General features: G+C 62.2%; 15 protein-coding genes and 2 pseudogenes. 10 read left to right on the forward strand and 7 right to left on the reverse strand.

Annotation, left to right across the window (positions count from 1 at the left end; all coding sequences use genetic code 11):
* From EN884_RS39355 to EN884_RS06685, 7 genes and pseudogenes are all read left to right on the forward strand, one after another.
* Positions 1–188: pseudogene (locus tag EN884_RS39355) on the forward strand (molybdopterin-guanine dinucleotide biosynthesis protein B); the annotation flags it as partial.
* Between the two features lie 157 nt (positions 189–345).
* Positions 346–1131 carry an ABC transporter substrate-binding protein gene (locus EN884_RS06660; RefSeq protein WP_013531705.1) on the forward strand — a complete coding sequence of 262 codons (786 nt, stop codon included), beginning with the start codon at positions 346–348 and terminating at the stop codon, positions 1129–1131.
* Between the two features lie 80 nt (positions 1132–1211).
* The gene (locus EN884_RS06665; RefSeq protein ID WP_024503306.1) at positions 1212–1931 is read left to right on the forward strand and encodes an ABC transporter permease; all 720 of its coding nucleotides are present in this window, start codon (positions 1212–1214) and stop codon (positions 1929–1931) included.
* The gene (locus EN884_RS06670; RefSeq protein WP_024503307.1) at positions 1928–2749 is read left to right on the forward strand and encodes an ABC transporter permease; all 822 of its coding nucleotides are present in this window, start codon (positions 1928–1930) and stop codon (positions 2747–2749) included. The genes EN884_RS06665 and EN884_RS06670 overlap by 4 nt, the downstream gene beginning before the upstream one ends.
* A gap of 112 nt (positions 2750–2861) precedes the next feature.
* On the forward strand, positions 2862–3731 hold the full coding sequence (locus tag EN884_RS06675; protein ID WP_024503308.1) for an NAD(P)-dependent oxidoreductase: 870 nt from the start codon (positions 2862–2864) through the stop codon (positions 3729–3731).
* A gap of 9 nt (positions 3732–3740) precedes the next feature.
* Positions 3741–4445, forward strand: a complete 705-nt coding sequence (locus EN884_RS06680) for a DNA alkylation repair protein (protein WP_063167988.1) — start codon at positions 3741–3743, stop codon at positions 4443–4445.
* 37 nt (positions 4446–4482) lie between these two features.
* A complete protein-coding gene (locus EN884_RS06685; RefSeq protein WP_245466105.1) occupies positions 4483–5139 on the forward strand; it encodes a DUF3299 domain-containing protein in 657 nt (218 codons plus the stop codon).
* Positions 5140–5166: 27 nt separating this feature from the next.
* Here the strand turns inward: EN884_RS06685 and EN884_RS06690 are convergent, their stop codons facing one another.
* The 4 genes from EN884_RS06690 to EN884_RS06705 all read right to left on the reverse strand — a co-directional run bounded on the left by EN884_RS06690 (position 5167) and on the right by EN884_RS06705 (position 7662).
* Positions 5167–5658: an Lrp/AsnC family transcriptional regulator gene (locus EN884_RS06690; protein ID WP_006205209.1), complete on the reverse strand. Its 492-nt coding sequence runs from the start codon at positions 5656–5658 to the stop codon at positions 5167–5169.
* Positions 5659–5766: 108 nt separating this feature from the next.
* Positions 5767–6384 (reverse strand): uracil-DNA glycosylase family protein, encoded by a 618-nt coding sequence (locus tag EN884_RS06695; protein WP_024503311.1) that lies wholly within the window; start codon positions 6382–6384, stop codon positions 5767–5769.
* Between the two features lie 2 nt (positions 6385–6386).
* Positions 6387–6998, reverse strand: a complete 612-nt coding sequence (locus EN884_RS06700) for a glutathione S-transferase (RefSeq protein WP_027161586.1) — start codon at positions 6996–6998, stop codon at positions 6387–6389.
* Positions 6999–7041: 43 nt separating this feature from the next.
* Positions 7042–7662 (reverse strand): thermonuclease family protein, encoded by a 621-nt coding sequence (locus EN884_RS06705; protein ID WP_063167987.1) that lies wholly within the window; start codon positions 7660–7662, stop codon positions 7042–7044.
* A 75-nt stretch (positions 7663–7737) separates the two neighbouring features.
* Here EN884_RS06705 and EN884_RS06710 point away from each other — a divergent pair, with 75 nt between their 5' ends.
* Positions 7738–9258 carry a HAMP domain-containing sensor histidine kinase gene (locus EN884_RS06710; RefSeq protein WP_063167986.1) on the forward strand — a complete coding sequence of 507 codons (1521 nt, stop codon included), beginning with the start codon at positions 7738–7740 and terminating at the stop codon, positions 9256–9258.
* Between the two features lie 11 nt (positions 9259–9269).
* Here EN884_RS06710 and EN884_RS06715 read toward each other — a convergent pair whose 3' ends face one another.
* On the reverse strand, positions 9270–10265 hold the full coding sequence (locus tag EN884_RS06715; RefSeq protein WP_063170237.1) for a nicotinate-nucleotide--dimethylbenzimidazole phosphoribosyltransferase: 996 nt from the start codon (positions 10263–10265) through the stop codon (positions 9270–9272).
* A 197-nt stretch (positions 10266–10462) separates the two neighbouring features.
* Here EN884_RS06715 and EN884_RS06720 point away from each other — a divergent pair, with 197 nt between their 5' ends.
* Positions 10463–10696: a DUF1289 domain-containing protein gene (locus EN884_RS06720; protein WP_024503316.1), complete on the forward strand. Its 234-nt coding sequence runs from the start codon at positions 10463–10465 to the stop codon at positions 10694–10696.
* 7 nt (positions 10697–10703) lie between these two features.
* A complete protein-coding gene (locus EN884_RS06725; RefSeq protein ID WP_024503317.1) occupies positions 10704–11408 on the forward strand; it encodes a TIGR02281 family clan AA aspartic protease in 705 nt (234 codons plus the stop codon).
* Between the two features lie 10 nt (positions 11409–11418).
* Here the strand turns inward: EN884_RS06725 and dusA are convergent, their stop codons facing one another.
* Positions 11419–12417: a tRNA dihydrouridine(20/20a) synthase DusA gene (dusA, locus tag EN884_RS06730; protein WP_063167985.1), complete on the reverse strand. Its 999-nt coding sequence runs from the start codon at positions 12415–12417 to the stop codon at positions 11419–11421.
* A gap of 242 nt (positions 12418–12659) precedes the next feature.
* Positions 12660–13775: pseudogene (locus EN884_RS06735) on the reverse strand (transcriptional regulator); the annotation flags it as partial.

Here is a 13775-nt window from a genome sequence, read left to right on the forward strand (position 1 = left end):
CCCACAGCAAGATCGAACCCCGCCGGCTGGATGCGAAGGACCGCCCGCCGCTTTCGGCGGAGGATCCCAACATCGTCGCTGTCGCCGCCGATTTTGCCATTGAAGGCGAGCTGCTGCCGGTATTCGATCTCGACGATGCAAAATCGATAGCCGACTTCATCGAGCGCACCACCGGGCTCGTTGCTTGAGCGCTGACGCAACGGCAGAATAGCCTTGCCCATTTTTATGGTTTTGCAGTTGCTTTTTTCTTGGAAAGAGTGGGAGTATCGCGCCAGCGGGCGGTCAAAAGCACCGCCCCACAGAGCCGTTCGGAACGACGGCCGGGACCATAAAGAGAGGACCATCATGCGTATTTCACTGCGTATCGCGCTTGCCGCTTCGGCCGCGCTGCTGACGCTCGGCGTCGCCCAGGCCCAGGAAAAGACCCTGAGGATCGGCACCGAAGGCGCCTACCCGCCCTTCAACAACCTTACCGCCGATGGCCAGCTCGTGGGCTTCGATATCGACATCGCCAAGGCGCTTTGTGATGAGATGAAGGTCAAGTGCACCTTCGTCGCCCAGGATTGGGACGGCATCATTCCAGCCCTCCAGGCCGGTAAATTCGACGCCATCGTCGCCTCGATGTCGATCACGCCGGAGCGCAAGGAGAAGGTCGACTTCTCGAACAAATACTACAACACGCCCTCGGCGATCGCCGTGCCGAAGGACAGCACGCTGAAAGGCGTGACCAAGGAAGATCTCGCCGGCAAGACCATCGGCGTCGCCACCACCACCACGCATTTCAACTATGCCTCGAAGACCTACACCGACAGCACCGTGAAGGGCTATCCGAGCAGCCCCGAGGAGCAGGCCGATCTTGCCAATGGTCGTCTCGACGCCATCGAGGACGATATCGTCGTGCTGCAGCAGTTTCTGGACTCGCCTGACGGCGCCTGCTGCAAGATCCTCGGCCAACCTTCGCCGCAGCCGGTCGAGATTTTCGGGCCTGGTGCCGGCATTGCCGTACGCAAGGGCGAAACCGACCTGGTCAACAAGCTCAATTCGGCCATCGCCGCCATTCGCGCCAATGGAAAATACAAGGAAATCAACGACAAGTATTTCAAGTTCGACGTCTACGGCGCCGAGTCCTGATAAGCCAGGTCAAGACGGCGGGGAATTTCCCCGCCGTCTTTCTATTCGTCTTGGGAATGCCGTGAGGATAAGACCGGTCGATGCCAGCCCAGAGCATATGGACACTTCTCAGTTGGGGACCTGAAGGCTGGCTTGACGATATTGCCTATGGCGCACTGATCACCATTGCGTTGGCGCTTGCCACGCTGCCCATCGGATTGACGATCGGCTTTTTCATTGCACTCGCCAAGCAGTCCGAAGAACCGTCGCTGCGCCTTGCCGCCAACATCTACACCACCGTCTTTCGCGGCCTGCCAGAACTGGTGACGCTCTTCCTGTTCTTTTTTGGCATGCCGATCCTGCTGCAGCATCTCGTCAGGTATTTCCGGCCTGACGTCACCATCGACGTCAACAGCTTTGTCGCCGGCATGATCGTGCTTGCACTGATCTTCTCCTCCTATGCCAGTGAGGTTTTCCTTTCCGCCTTCCGCGCCATTCCCAAAGGCCAGTATGAGGGCGGCTATGCCATCGGTCTTTCGAACTGGCTGACCATGCGCAAGGTGATCGTGCCGCAACTGCTGCGCATCGCGTTTCCTGGACTGGAGAACTGCTGGCTCAGCCTGCTCAAGGACACGTCGCTGGTGTCGGTCGTCGGCCTGGCCGAGACGCTGCGCAATGCCAGCATTGCGGCCCGCGTCACCAAGCACGCTTTCCTGTTCTTCGGCGTCGCCTCGCTGGTCTTTCTTGGCCTGGCCGTCCTGTCGTCCTTCGCCACCAATGCGATCCTGCGCTCGCTTGGCCGGCGGGAGGCGCAGCGATGAGCGCCACGGCCACCATGGTCGAACGTCCGCCGCCACGGGCGCGCGGCTGGCCGCGCAGGCGTATCGCCGGTTACGCGCTGGTGGGCCTATGGATTTTGTTCGGAATCGGCATCGTCAGCTATCTCTTCCTTGCCTGGAATCCTGATTTCTTTGCCAAATATGCGCCGGCTTATCTGAGCGGGCTTGGGGTCACGCTGGCGCTGGTTTCCATATCGATGGTACTCGGCGCGATCCTGTCGGTGCCCGTCGCTTACGGGCGCATGTCCAGCAACCGGATCCTGTCCGGCCTCGCCTATTGCTACGTCTATTTCTTCCGCGGCACGCCGCTGCTGGTCCAGACCTATCTGGTCTACTACGGATTGGGCTCGTTCCGCGTCGAACTCCAGTCGGTCGGCCTCTGGGATTTTTTCAAGGACGCGTTCAATTGCGGCGTCTTTGCCTTTGCGCTCAACACGGCCGCCTACCAGGCGGAGATTCTGCGCGGCGCCATAGAGAGCGTGCCAAGAGGGCAATGGGAAGGGGCGGCCTCGCTTGGCCTGCATAAGCTGCAGACGTTGCGCAAGATCATCCTGCCGCAAGCCTTGATCGTCGCCTTGCGGCCCTATGGCAACGAACTGATCCTGATGGTCAAGGCGTCCGCCATCGTCGCCATCATCACGGTCTACGATCTGATGGGCAATGCCAAGCTCGCCTTCGCCAACTCGTTCGACATCCAGGCCTATATCTGGGTCGCCCTCGTCTATCTGGTGATGGTCGAGATATTGCGGCATGGCGTCGAATGGATCGAGCGCCGGATCACCGTTCACCTGAAACGCTGACGATTTTCGATTCGGCTGCACCAGTCGATCAGGCTATACGCGTCTTGACGAATTGAGCGCAGAGCCTAGAGCTTTCGCAGCAAATTCCGTTTCCATTCTGAAGGGCAAGCTCATGGCATCTGTGGCATTTCTCGGTCTTGGCGTGATGGGCTATCCGATGGCCGGACACTTGAAGAACAAGGGCGGCCATGACGTCACCGTCTACAACCGCACCAAGGCCAAGGCCGAGCAATGGGTTGGCCAGCATGGCGGTAGCCTGGCGGCGACCCCTGCGCAGGCCGCCGAGGGCAAGGATTTTGTGTTCTCCTGTGTCGGCAATGACGACGATCTGCGTTCGGTGACGACCGGTCCGGAAGGCGCCTTCAAATCGATGAAGAAGGGTTCGGTCTTCATCGACAACACCACCGCCTCGGCCGAGGTCGCTCGCGAGCTGGCGGCGGCGGCGCTAGCCGGCGGGTTTTCGTTTCTCGATGCGCCGGTCTCGGGCGGCCAGGCCGGCGCCGAGAACGGCGTGCTGACCGTGATGGTCGGCGGCGAGCAGGACGCTTTCGACAAAGCGAAGCCTGTCATCGACGCTTTTGCCCGCATGGTCGGCTTGATGGGGTCGGCCGGTGCCGGCCAGCTCACCAAAATGATCAACCAGATCACCATAGCCGGTCTCGTCCAGGGCTTGGCCGAAGGCATCCATTTCGGCAAGAAGGCCGGGCTCGACATCGAGAAGGTGATCGAGGTGATTTCCAAGGGCGCCGCGGGCTCCTGGCAGATGGAGAACCGCCACAAGACGATGAACGCCGGCAAATATGATTTCGGCTTCGCCGTCGACTGGATGCGCAAGGATCTCGGCATCTGCCTGGCCGAGGCCGACCGCAATGGCGCCAGACTGCCGGTCACCGCACTCGTCGACCAGTTCTACAAGGATGTGCAGGCGATGGGCGGCAAGCGCTGGGACACGTCCTCGCTGCTCGCCCGTCTCGAAAAATAGGTCTCTGCCGTGGCAGAGCTCTCGCCTCAATCCAGTGCCGCGGAAATCGTCGCCCATCTTCGCGCCATCGGATCCGAGCAGAACCGCCTCGGCATGTTGCGCTACGGCATCAAGATCGACCGTGCACTTGGCATCTCGCACGGCATGCAGCGGCAGATCGCGCGGACGATCAAACGCAACCACGAGCGCGCCTTCGAGCTATGGGACAGCGGCATCATGGAGGCGCAGTTCATTGCCTCCGTCACGGCTGACCCGAAACGGTTTTCTGCTGGAGATGCAAGACGATGGGCGGCGAGTTTCGACTCCTGGGACATCGTCGACGGCGTCTCGGATCTCTTTGTCGATACGGACGCCTGGAAAGAACTGATCGCCGAGTTTGCGGCCGACGAGCGGGAGTTCGTTCGGCGCACGGCCTTCGCCATGATGGCCTGGTCTGTCGTCCACCGGAAGCAGGAGCCAGGGGCGACCTTCCTCTCCTTCCTGCCGATCATCGAAACGCACGCGAACGACAGCCGCAATTTCGTGAAGAAAGCCGTGAACTGGGCGCTTCGGTCGATCGGTAAGCGATCGATGAACATGCACGGTGCCGCCCTGGCTGTCGCCGAACGACTGGCGCAGTCGGCAGACAAGACGGCGCGCTGGATCGGCAAGGACGCCGTAAGGGAGCTGACCAATGCCAAGACGCTCGCGCGGATCGCCGCCAGGAAAGGCTGACGGCGCGCGTTCCGCCATGTCAGGATCTCGCCGACATGTGAAGTGGCTGCCGACATGTGATGCGCCTCGAGCGTTGACGTCTTTGGCAGCGGCGTCTTTACTTGAGGCTCAAAGGAAGCGGCCGATGAGCAATCCTCTAAAATCAACCCTGGCGCTCGCTGCCGCTTTGTTTGTGTCCGCTGCCGCCGATGCCTCGGCCGAGACTGCGCACATATTCTGGAAGGATCTGCGTCCGGCTACGCAATCCGCCGCCGAAAACGTCGGGCTGCCGATGATCGCGGCAAAATTGCCCGACCATGGCGAAACGCTGTCCGTCAATCTTCAGGACAAAAGCATTCAGCTAGCCGGCTACGCATTGCCGGTCGATCGCGACGGTGATCTTGTCTACCAGTTCCTGCTGGTACCCTGGACGGGTGCCTGCAGTCACATGCCGACGCCGCCGCCCAACCAGATTGTCTTGGTTACGCCGGCCCGTCCCTACAAGATGTCCGAGGCCTATCAGCCTGTAGCGGTCACCGGCGCGCTGAAGCCGGACATGGAGAAGAGCCAGCTGTTCATCCTCGACGGCGTCAGCATCATCCAGTCTGGCTACAGCGTGCGCAAGGCAGATGTGGTGAGCGTCGAGACCGTGCCGGATACGATCACGCTGCCGGTGAACTCACCCTGGAGTTTCCTCAACAAAAAGAAGAACTAAGCGGGACGACTTTATGTGACGTTCAGCTCAGGCAGCGTTGGCACCCGATTCCTTGTCCAGAACCATGTAGTCGAGCGGGATTTCGGTCGTGTACTTGATCTGCTCCATGGCGAAGGACGACGACACATCACGGATTTCGATCTTGGCGATCAGCCGTTTGTAGAAGGCGTCATAGGCCGCGATGTCGGGCACCACGACGCGCAGGAGATAATCGACGTCGCCGCTCATGCGGTAGAACTCGACCACCTCGGGAAACTCCTGGATGACTTCCGAGAAACGCCGCAGCCATTCATGGCTATGCGAATTGGTGCGGATCGACACGAAGACGGTGACGCGCACATTGACCTTTTCATGGTCGAGAATGGCAACGCGCCGCTTGATGACGCCCTCTTCCTCGAGCTTCTGGATGCGTCTCCAGCAAGGCGTCGTCGACAGCCCGACTTTCTTGGCGACATCGGCGACCGCGAGTGTCGCGTCCTCCTGCAAGAGGCGGAGAATTTTTCTATCGAGGCGATCCATATCGTGCTCCCAAGGGAATAGAATGCCTATACTCTGCCTTATCCAGGCCTTTCACAAGAAAGAAATTCTGCTGATCGGGCAAAAAGCGAGTGATTTCTTGCTGAAAGGTCAGCCGAGGCGATAGCGGATTTCCGAACGCAGAAAAGGCAGCAAATCCATTTCAAACCACGGATTCTTCTTCAGCCAGCCCGTGTTGCGCCACGAGGGATGCGGCAGCGGCAGCACTTTCGGACCGATGGAATTCTCCCAGATGGAGCGCCAGTCCATGACCGTTTCCGTCAGTGAGGGCCGGCGCGCCGCACCCATGTGCCAGGACTGCGCGTAGATACCGATCGTCAGCACCAGATCGATCCGTGGCATAGAGGCCATCAAAGGTGCGCGCCAGGCCGCCGCGCATTCGCGCCTCGGCGGCAGATCTCCCCCCTTGGCATCCTGGCCGGGAAAGCAGAAGCCCATCGGGACGATTGCGAATTTTTCGATGTCGTAGAATTCGTCGCTCGTCACGCCAAGCCAGCTGCGCAGGCGGTCGCCGGAAGCGTCGGTGAACGGCATGCCCGACAGATGCACCTTGGTGCCGGGCGCCTGGCTGGCGATCAGGATCCGGGCGGTGGATGATGGGCGCAGCACTGGTCGCGGCTCATGCGGCAACGGCTTGCCGGCCGGATTTTCCACGCAGATGCGGCAGGCGCGGACCCTGGCGACGAGGTTTTCGAGTTCGGCAGTCATTCTCAGGCTGATGCGCTCGGCCGGCTGGAAACGGCTTGATGCCAGCGCAACACATTCGCGCACTCATCCGGTACCTTGATGCGTGCCGGCTTCATGAAGTCGACAGCGATCAGGCCGGTGATGTCGGCGATCGAATAGCTGTCACCGGCGATGAACTCCCGGCTGCCCAGTTCGCCGTCCAGCAGCCTGAGGAACGCCACGGCCTTCGGCTTGTTGGCCTCACCCCATTCAGGGACCTGCGGGATTTCCCATTCCTTCATGGCCGGATGGATGTGCCGGAAGGCCTGCGTGACGCAGCTGAGCAAATTGAATTCCATCCGCCTCTGCCACATCTCGACCTGCGCCTTGCCGAGTGCGCCACGCCCGAACAGGGCCGGTTCGGGATGCAGCTCCTCGAAATAGCGGCAGATGGCGACGGATTCGGTGATGACGGTGCCGTCGTCGAGCTCCAGCACCGGCAGACGCTGCAAGGGGTTGCGCGAGCTGACCGCCTGTTGCCTGTGTTCCAACGCGCCCATATCGATGGGCACCTGCGGAACCTCGATGCCTTTCTCGGCCAGGAAAACGCGGACCCGCCTTGGATTGGGCGCCCGGCCACCGTCGAAGAGCTTCATTCCATCCTCCTGTTCGTCCTCGGTTCCAGTTCCAGGATGCGCATCACCAGAAGCGAAAAATCTCGCGCACGGCATCGCCGATCGACGCCAGTGTGCCGTGCTTCTTCTCGACGACTTCGCCGTGATGGCTGTCTCGCCAATTCTGCGGCTGATCGAACGTTCCCGCCCAGATGCCGGCCTTTGCCGCGCGGGCGATGGCTTCCTCGCTCTCGAAGTCGCCATAGGCAACCGCCCAGCCCGCCTCGACCTGCGCGCGGTTGAGATCCTTGCCGCCGGCGGTGCAGTCGCCGAGCAGCCGGCCATAACGATCACGCTGCCAGCCGGTACAAGAGACGGGCTTGCCGGCGATCAGGCGAACGAGCGACTGACGCGCAAGCGTGCCGCAGGAATAGTCCGCGCCGTTCTTGCGGCAGGTCTGCGTATATTCCGGAGCATCGATGCCGCGCATGCGGATACGCTCGGTGCCAAGCGTGATCGAATCGCCGTCGTTGATGATTGCCACGCCTTGCGTCTTGCGTGTCTCCACCCGGTCGAGGCGGGCCGCCAGCAGGATCAGCAGTCCGAGGATGATGACGGCAAGCCCGTAATCCACCAGCCGGCGCCACAGGCTTCTGGGGCGCGCAACGTATCGCCGGCGCGGCCTCGGCGACCATGAACGGCTCATATGGCAAACGGTTGGTTAATCATTCGAACGTAGCTTAACACTTGGAAACCGCTGCTCGCATAAATTGAAGTTTTGATGCCCTTGCAACGCTCGAACACAGCGGACAAGTTCATTGTGGACCGCAGGAAACGCCATCGCAACAGCGATGTCGCGCGCGCGGTGCGCAAGACGCGTGACCGTCTTTCGCAGCAGGCCGGCAATCCCGATTTCGATCGCGAACTGCTGAAGCTGCATGCCCGAGCGATGACAAGCGGCGCCATCGCCATCCCGCTTCTCGTGCTGGCGATTGCCGCGGGTGGCCGGCTGGCCGGAATCGGCAATGAGATCGGGCTTTGGGCGCTGTTCACGCTAACCTGCTACACTATCGTTGCCGTCATGGCGCGGCGCATCGAGCGCACTGAAGCTTCCGAGCTCAACCCTTTGCAAGCACGGCGGGAATTCCTGATCGGCCATTTCCTGTGCGGTCTCGGCTGGGCTTGGTTCGTGTGGCTTGGCTGCAGCGTCTGCGAGGTCGATCCGTTCCACATCGTCAAGGCCGTGGTGCTGTTGTTCGCCATGGCGGCGACCGCGGTGATGACCTCGTCTCTGCGGGGCGCGCTGCTGGCGACCTTTGCCGTTCCCGTGGCGCTCTACGCCTATGCCGGCGCCAAGCTATGGATGCCGGTCGAGGCGATCATGGCCGCGCTGCTGGTCGTGTCGCTGCCGTTTTTCGCCTATGTGGCCCGTCATCTGAACCACTCGTCCCTGATGATGCTGTCGTTCCGCTCCGAAAAGGATGCGCTGATCGCCGAACTGGAGACGGCGAAATCGATGTCGGACGAAGCGCGGCGGCGGGCCGAGGACGCTAATCTGGCGAAATCGCGGTTCCTCGCCTCGATGAGCCACGAATTGCGCACGCCGCTCAACGCCATTCTCGGTTTTTCCGAGGTGATGTCGAACGAGGTGCTGGGACCGATGAGCAATCCCACCTATCGTGACTACGCCCATGACGTGCACGAATCCGGCCAGCATCTGCTCGACCTGATCAACGAGATTCTCGACCTGTCACGCATCGAGGCCGGCCGCTACCAGCTCAATGAAGAGCCGGTGATGCTGCTTGGTATCGTCGAGGACTGCTGTCACATGATGGAGTTGAGAGCGCGCAACAAGGATATCCGTGTCGTCCAGGATTTCGAGCACGAGCTGCCTCGGCTGTTCGCCGATGAACGGGCCGTGCGGCAGATCACGCTCAACCTTCTGTCGAACGCGATAAAATTCACCGCCACCGGCGGCGAAATCCGCGTCCGTGTCGGTTGGACGGCGGGCGGCGGACAATACATTTCGATCAAGGACAATGGCCCGGGCATACCGGAAGATGAGATCCCGATCGTGCTTTCCGCCTTCGGCCAGGGCTCCATCGCCATCAAGAGCGCCGAGCAAGGCACCGGGCTTGGCCTGCCGATCGTGCAAGGGCTGCTCGCAATGCATGGCGGCGAGTTCGAACTTCATTCCAAGCTGCGCGAAGGCACCGAGGCGATCGCCATCTTCCCGCTGAGCCGGGTGATGGAGGAATTGCCAGCATTGCCGACCGCGGCGGTGGCGGCTCGACGGCGGTAATACCTCAAGCCCTAACCGCGTACCGCCGCAGCCATGCCCGAACTGGTCAGCGCGGCGGCCTTGACCAGACCCGCTGCAAGGGCGGCCCCTGCCCCTTCGCCATGGCTGATGCCCAGATCAAGCAACGGGCGCAAGCCGAGCCGTTGGGCGGCGCGTGCATGCGCGGGTTCCGGCGACAGGCTGGCCAGCAGGCAATGGTCGAGCGCGGCGGGATTGACGCCATGCAGTACCGCTGCGGCTGCCGTCGCCGCCAATCCGTCGAGCAGCACCGGGATCTTCTGCATCCGCGCGGCCAGAATGGCACCGGCGATCGCCGCGAATTCCCGGCCGCCGACCCGGCGCAGCGCCTCGAGCGGGTCGCCGAGATGGCCGCCATGAAAAGCCAGCGCCGCATCGACCACGTCCGCCTTGCGTGCCTGCATCGCCGTATCGGCGCCTGACCCCGGGCCGGCCCAGTCGGCGCCCCCGCCCCCGAACAGCGCCGCAAACAGGGTGGCGGCGACGGTGGAGTTGCCGACGCCGAGATCGCCGAGACACAAAAGATCGGTGCCGCCGGCGATCGCTTCCATGCCGAAGGCCATGGTGGCGGCACAGCCACGCTCGTCAAGCGCGGCCTCTTCGGTGATGTCGGCGGTCGGGATGTGCAGGGCAAGATCGAAAACCTTAAGCCCGAGATCGTAGGCAATGCAGATCTGGTTGATCGCGGCACCTCCGGCGGCGCAAAGTTCGACCGCGTTGGCGGTCGCCGCCACCGGCCGTGGCGAAATGCCGTGGCGCGTGACGCCGTGATTGCCGGCAAAGACCGCCATCAGCGGTCTTGTCACCGCGGGCGGAGCCCGCCCGCTCCAGGCGGCCAGCCAGGCGGCGATGTCCTCGATGCGGCCAAGCGAATTGCCCGGTTCGGCCTTGGCAAACAGCGTGCGCACGCGGGTCTCGGCTGCCGTGTCGGCCGCCGGCAGATTGGCCAACAGGTTGCGAAAATCGTCGAAAGGCAGTGCGCTGGTCATCTTGTTATCGATCATTCCCTGGATTTGGTAAGCGGCATAGCCGCCTTGCGGGGTTGGCACAACCTCTGGGATGATGGGCCTGCATTTGCCGCAAAGCCGGCCCCGAAGGGCGCAATCGCGAGGGCTTGCATTGGCTTTGCCGTTGCACCATGTGGAGGTGGAACAAGGGATTGCGGATGGAAGCCCAAGAGAAAGTCATGACGGCCATCGAATCCCCGTGCATCCTGGTCTGTTCGATCGACATGAAAACCGGCTTCTGTTTCGGGTGCGGCCGCACGCGCGAGGAAATCGGCGCCTGGATCGGGATGACGCCGGAAACGCGCCGCAGCGTCATGGCTGAATTGCCGGCCCGGCTGGAAACGGTCGAGCGCCGGCCGCGCCGGGAAACGCGCCGCACCCGCATGGCGCGCGAACGCGACGCGCTGTCGTGAGGTGCGGATGAGCCGGTTGTTCTGGATATTGATGGCCGCGATCGGGGTGGGAGCAGTCCTGCTCATGCTCAACGATTCCGCCGGCAGCACCCTCGGCGTGGAGAACAACGATTTCAGCCGGCTGATCTGGCTCGGCGCCTTTGGCGCCCTTATCGGCGCCGGCCTGCTTCGCTCGGGCCGACCCCTGGGCGCCATGGCCCGCAACTTAGGCGCCTGGGCGGCCATCGCGCTCGCGCTGATCGCCGGCTATCAGTACCGCTATGAGCTGCAGGATGTCGCCAGCCGGGTGACCGCGGGCCTTGTTCCCGGCAGTCCGCTTGCGCTTGGCGTCGAGGACGGCCACGCCACGGTGACGCTCGACAAGGCGGACAACGGCCATTTCGAAGCGCGCATCCTGGTCAACGGCAACCCGGTCCGGGCCGTGGTGGATACCGGCGCGACCAGCACCGTGCTGACGTCCGAAGACGCACAAGCCGCCGGATTCAATCCAGCGGCGCTCAACTACACCATACCGGTTTCGACCGCCAACGGCATGGCACGCGCCGCGGCCGTGAAAACCGATCAGATTGCGATCGGCGGCATCACGCGCAGGGATATGTCGGTGATGATCGCCGCACCCGGCATGCTCAGCCAGAGCCTGCTCGGCATGAACTTCATCGGTTCATTGTCGGGTTTTGACGTGCGCGGCGACCGCATGATCCTCAGGGACTGATCCCTGAATCTCAAGCCGCTTCGGCTGCCGCTCCGCCGAGCTCGACGGCCGCGAAAGCCGCCTTCAGCACGTCCGGGCCGGCGCCGGGTTTTGTCGCGTCGGTGGACAGGATCTGCCGGTAGCGGCGCGCGCCGGGCAAGCCATGGAACAGTCCGACCATGTGGCGGGTGACATGTCCAAGCCGCCCACCCAGCTCGATATGACGTGCCGCATAGTCCGCCATTGTATCGATCAGCGCGGCGAAATCGAACGGCTCGGACTGGACGCCGTAGAAAGCGGCATCGACGCCAGCCAGAATGCCGGGTGTGTGGTAGGCGGCGCGGCCAAGCATGGCGCCATCGACATGGTCGAGATGCGCCAACGCCTCTTCGATCGTCTGAATGCCGCCATTGATGCCAATGAATTCGTTAGGTTTTCTAGCCTTCAACCGATAAACTCTGTTGTAATCGAGCGGCGGGATGTCACGGTTTTCCTTGGGGCTCAGCCCTTCCAGCCACGCCTTGCGCGCATGCACCCACAATGCGTCGGCGCCGGCGTCGAAAACCCCATCCGCCAGCGCATCGAGGGCCGGCTCCGGATCCTGCTCGTCGACGCCGATGCGGCATTTGACGGTCACGGGAATTGTCACCGCCGCCTTCATCGCCGCGACACAGCCGGCAACGAGGTCCGGCACCTTCATCAGGCAGGCGCCGAACGTGCCCGACTGGACGCGGTCTGACGGACAGCCGACATTGAGGTTGATCTCGTCATAGCCAAAGGCCTCGCCGATGCGCGCCGCCTCGGCAAGTTTTTCGCGATCCGAGCCGCCGAGCTGCAGCGCGACCGGATGTTCTGACGCATCGAAGCCGAGCAGACGCTCGCGTGCGCCATGGATGACGGCGTCGGCCACCACCATCTCGGTGTAAAGCAGCGCATGGCTCGTCAGCTGACGGTGGAAGAACCGGCAATGCCGGTCCGTCCAGTCCATCATGGGCGCTATGGCTACCCTTAACCTTTGATAATCTTGCATGTTTCGTAACTTCAACAGGTTGGATCGCGTCGTACGGGCTCTATCACGCGCCATGATAGGCCCAAGCCGCAAATCGGCGGATGACTGGCCGGCGCCACGGCGTGGGGCGTCGAATACCTCAATCGCAGGGTAGCGTATAGGTCGACCTGGCCGGAATTGCCAACGCGTCGTCTGCTTTCGATGCCTGGGCGGAGGACGGAACCCTCCAGCTTCGTATGACGGTGTCTGCGCCAACGATGTGGCTAGGAACTGGGAAGGCCAGCCCTCGACAGCATCTCAAGGAACCGGGAATGATGATGATCCTTTACATAGCGCGGCACAAAGCCAGGGCAGACGTTGCTCAGATTGAGATGCGGAAGTTGTGACAGGCAATGGTGGATGGCCCGGGACGCTTCTTCGTTATTTCCGGTGGCCGATGCGGTCGCGGCCCAATAAAGGGCGCCGCGAACGAAGCCAGGCTTTGTCCTGACTACTTTGCGGGCGGCTTCGAGCGCCCGCTGGTTGTCTCCGCCAGCGAAGAGCGCCACAACCAGGCCGTGGTGGCGCCAGAAGTCGATGACATCGTGCGTTCCGAGCCGGATTGCTTCGTTGGCCTCACGCACCGCTTCGTCGACCTGTCCGCGCAACGCAAAGAGCATCGAAATATCGCCGTGGCCAGTTGGGTAGCTTGGGTTGAGGCTGATCGCGTGGCGGCATTCGGCGATCGCCTCGTCGATGCGACCGCAACTTTCGAGAGCGAACGACAGAATACATCGGGCAATTTCATCGTCCGGTACCGCCCGTACTGCGGCTTCCGCAAGCTCGACCGCACGCTCGATCACCCCACGCCCCCGAGGCAGCGCACCAAACGCCACGCCCATGGATATCACGATCGAGAGCGTCCGCTTTGCACGGGCATTGTCGGGACCTATCGAGAAGGCCCTCTCGGCAAGCTCTATCCCGACCAAAAGTGAGTCCCGAGTCATCTCAAAATATTTCATGAGGGCTTCGTTCACCAGCCTGCGCACTTCAGGGATCCCTGGCGGGCTTTTGTCTCGAACCTTCCAGTTGGTCAGTTGAAGTTCGAGGATCACGGCAAGAACAACAGATTGTGCGATCCTGTCCTGGAATTCGAGCGCGTTCTCGGAGTGGCCGTCGAACTTCTGGGCCCAGACGTGGTGGCCGCCGGCGGCATCGACGAGCTGGACATTCACCCTCAACCCATTGCCGGATCTCTGGACGCTGCCGCTGAGCATATATCGCGCCCGGAGTATCCCTGGTGTCTTGGCGGCGTCGCCTGGGCCGCTCTTCTCGGACGGAAGCGCGGCGAGCACGACATAGTCGGCCACTCCGGAGAGGGCTGTCGTGATGTCCTGGAC

The sequence above is a fragment of the Mesorhizobium sp. M7A.F.Ca.AU.001.01.1.1 genome (genome assembly GCF_004022735.1).
In the GTDB taxonomy this organism is placed as follows: domain Bacteria; phylum Pseudomonadota; class Alphaproteobacteria; order Rhizobiales; family Rhizobiaceae; genus Mesorhizobium; species Mesorhizobium ciceri.

Excerpts from the sequence above, each read along its gene's own strand:
- EN884_RS06660 (WP_013531705.1), top strand. The coding sequence starts at position 346 with ATGCGTATTTCACTGCGTATCGCGCTTGCCGCTTCGGCCGCGCTGCTG.
- EN884_RS06665 (WP_024503306.1), top strand. The coding sequence starts at position 1,212 with ATGCCAGCCCAGAGCATATGGACACTTCTCAGTTGGGGACCTGAAGGC.
- EN884_RS06670 (WP_024503307.1), top strand. The coding sequence starts at position 1,928 with ATGAGCGCCACGGCCACCATGGTCGAACGTCCGCCGCCACGGGCGCGC.
- EN884_RS06675 (WP_024503308.1), top strand. The coding sequence starts at position 2,862 with ATGGCATCTGTGGCATTTCTCGGTCTTGGCGTGATGGGCTATCCGATG.
- EN884_RS06690 (WP_006205209.1), bottom strand. The coding sequence starts at position 5,658 with ATGGATCGCCTCGATAGAAAAATTCTCCGCCTCTTGCAGGAGGACGCG.
- EN884_RS06695 (WP_024503311.1), bottom strand. The coding sequence starts at position 6,384 with ATGACTGCCGAACTCGAAAACCTCGTCGCCAGGGTCCGCGCCTGCCGC.
- EN884_RS06700 (WP_027161586.1), bottom strand. The coding sequence starts at position 6,998 with ATGAAGCTCTTCGACGGTGGCCGGGCGCCCAATCCAAGGCGGGTCCGC.
- EN884_RS06705 (WP_063167987.1), bottom strand. The coding sequence starts at position 7,662 with ATGAGCCGTTCATGGTCGCCGAGGCCGCGCCGGCGATACGTTGCGCGC.
- EN884_RS06710 (WP_063167986.1), top strand. The coding sequence starts at position 7,738 with ATGCCCTTGCAACGCTCGAACACAGCGGACAAGTTCATTGTGGACCGC.
- EN884_RS06715 (WP_063170237.1), bottom strand. The coding sequence starts at position 10,265 with ATGACCAGCGCACTGCCTTTCGACGATTTTCGCAACCTGTTGGCCAAT.
- EN884_RS06720 (WP_024503316.1), top strand. The coding sequence starts at position 10,463 with ATGACGGCCATCGAATCCCCGTGCATCCTGGTCTGTTCGATCGACATG.
- EN884_RS06725 (WP_024503317.1), top strand. The coding sequence starts at position 10,704 with ATGAGCCGGTTGTTCTGGATATTGATGGCCGCGATCGGGGTGGGAGCA.
- dusA (WP_063167985.1), bottom strand. The coding sequence starts at position 12,417 with ATGCAAGATTATCAAAGGTTAAGGGTAGCCATAGCGCCCATGATGGAC.